The following is a 2,331-nucleotide window of genomic DNA, read 5'->3' as shown; positions in this document are numbered from 1 at the left end:
TACATATGCGCTCGACGATCGCCTGATCGGGCTGTCGTACAGCGGTGCAGTGCATCCGACGCCGGCAGTGGGTTACACGTGGGATACCGAGTTCGCCCGGCTGGTGTCCATGACGGACGGAACTGGTACAACGACGTTTGGATACCACCAGCCGGGAGCCCTCGGCGCCTTGAAAGCGGCAGGCGAAGACGGCCCCTGGCTCAACGACACGGTCAGCTGGTCGTATGACGCCCTGGGCCGTATGATCGAACAGCGCGTTGGCAGCAGCATCGAACAGCATGATTACGACGCCCTGGGGCGTCGCATCCGCACCCGCAATGACCTGGGGCAGTTTGATTACACCTACCTCGGGCAAACCGAACAGATGGTTTCAGCGCGTCTGTTGGGGACGCCAATCGGGCGTGACCTGATCTACGAGGCCAACGCAGGCGACCGTCGTCTGTACCGTCTGAGTCACCATGGAGGCGGGGCACCACGCTACACCTATGCCAGCGCACCCGAGCAGCTCATTGATGGGATTGTCGAAACGGTAGAGGGTCAAAGCGCCCTGTGGGCCTACGACTACGATGCGGCGGGCCGTCTGAGGGTTGCCGATCGTAGCGATGGGGCCCAATACGACTATGCATACGACGCGGCGGACAACGTATCGCACATCGAGGCGCCTGGCGGCTCGCAGGTCTTCGCGCATGATGTGACCAACCGGATTGCGCAGACGGGCTATGTGTACGACGCCAACGGCAATCGTCTGGAAGATCCCATCCGGGTCTATCAGTGGGACGCGGAGAACCGGCTCATCGGAGTGAGTCACAAGAGCAGCCCTGGGCGCAGCAGTCATTTTGTGTATGACGGATTGGGTCGGCGCAGCGTGATCGAAGAGCGAGCGGGGCTCGTGACGGTGGGCGAGACGCGCTACGCGTGGTGCGGGCAGACCCTGTGTCAGGCGCGTAACGGCAGTGATGTGGAGCTTCGCCATTACTTTGAAGAGGGTGAGCACTGGCGTTTGCAGGGCAGTCGTCTGGTGTACGTCCGTGATCACCTGGGTTCAGTCCGGGGGCTTGTGCGTGCAGGGGATGGGGCGTTGATGGGGGCGCACGACTATGATCCTTATGGTCGGCTGATCAGCGTGTCGGGTTCGTATCCGGGCGAGTTCGGTTACGCGGGGATGCATCATCACGTGTCCAGTGGGTTGTGGCTGACACGGTATCGGGCGTACGATTCCCAGACAGCGCGCTGGCTCTCGAGGGATCCTATTGAGGAGGAGGGGGGCGTCAATCTATATGCCTATGCTGTAGGGAATCCGGTTTCGTACACGGATCCCAGTGGATTGCTTGCACAAACGCTTCCCGGAGTAGCAATCATTGGCGGAATCGGATGCGCTTTGACGCCTGGTTGCCGGGATGCGGTCAGCGATATCGGCAAGAGCATTGCAAATGCGTGTGAGCGGGCTGCGGATACGGTTCGGAATTGGTACGAGCAAGGTTCAGGTAGGGAGAAGGATGTCCCCAATCGTGGCGAACCTGGACAGGTGATAGAGGGAGAGCGTCGGACGCGAGAGTATGGTCCAGACGGTAAGCCTGTCAGGGATTACGATAAGCCACATCAGGGTTATGACAGGCCGCACGTTCACGAATGGCCAGGCGGCGTCAGAGAACATCCGGGCCGTGACTATTCGCCTTGGCCGAGGCAGTAAGGAAAAGCTATGAGTGAATGGGATTTTCTGGTCGAGGCGACTATTGATGCCATTCGCGTTGATTCGGAAAAGAAAGAGGTTCGGATCGACGTGACCTGTATGTGGCAAGATGAAAAACGAAAGCAGATTATCGCCACAGGGGTGGATGACTTTGTCGTCAATGAAATGCGACTCTCAAACATTATTGACCGGGTGACTCGATTTGGTACGAGTGGCGTTGCAGAGGAAGAATCGGAAACTGCAAAGCGATTGTTCTTCATGATGAGAGGGCGGGAACCCGATTCCAATGACTTGAAATGGCCAGTGTTAATTGAAAATCTGGATCGCATTCGGGATGGGACGTTGGGGTTGATGGAAATTGAACCCGTCTACGGTGCGACAGTGATTGTTCTGGCGCAGAATTTCCAACTCGAATCGATTGATGATCAGAACTCGTAGGACCCAATACACTCAGGGCTCCCGCAGCTACGCATTTATCATTCATCGTCATCCTCGTCAGGTGCTTCGAAGCCCTGCAATGCCGCACGAAACTCGTCGGATGTCGCCGCCAGCAGTCGCTTGGTCTTGATGCTGGTCTTGATCGAGGTATCGAGCCGGATGAGGTTGAGGGCCATGTGGCGGACCAGCGCGAGGTTATGGGC

The 2,331-nt window shown here is 57.9% G+C and carries 2 protein-coding genes and 1 pseudogene; 2 read left to right on the top strand and 1 reads right to left on the bottom strand.

Annotated elements, in window-relative coordinates; all coding sequences use genetic code 11:
- Window positions 1-1,690, top strand: a 1,690-nt coding sequence (locus DNK49_RS22865) for an RHS repeat domain-containing protein (RefSeq protein ID WP_165843423.1), incomplete at its 5' end; no start/stop codon positions are given.
- 9 nt (window positions 1,691-1,699) lie between these two features.
- On the top strand, window positions 1,700-2,128 hold the full coding sequence (locus tag DNK49_RS22860; protein WP_110530368.1) for a hypothetical protein: 429 nt from the start codon (window positions 1,700-1,702) through the stop codon (window positions 2,126-2,128).
- Between the two features lie 38 nt (window positions 2,129-2,166).
- On the opposite strand, the pseudogene DNK49_RS22855 reads toward DNK49_RS22860, so the two are convergent.
- Window positions 2,167-2,331 (bottom strand): annotated as a pseudogene (locus tag DNK49_RS22855) (ISAs1 family transposase); the annotation flags it as partial.

It is taken from the genome of Parazoarcus communis SWub3 = DSM 12120 (genome assembly GCF_003226565.1).
In the GTDB taxonomy this organism is placed as follows: domain Bacteria; phylum Pseudomonadota; class Gammaproteobacteria; order Burkholderiales; family Rhodocyclaceae; genus Parazoarcus; species Parazoarcus communis.
This window is presented reverse-complemented; position numbering and strand designations above follow the sequence as displayed.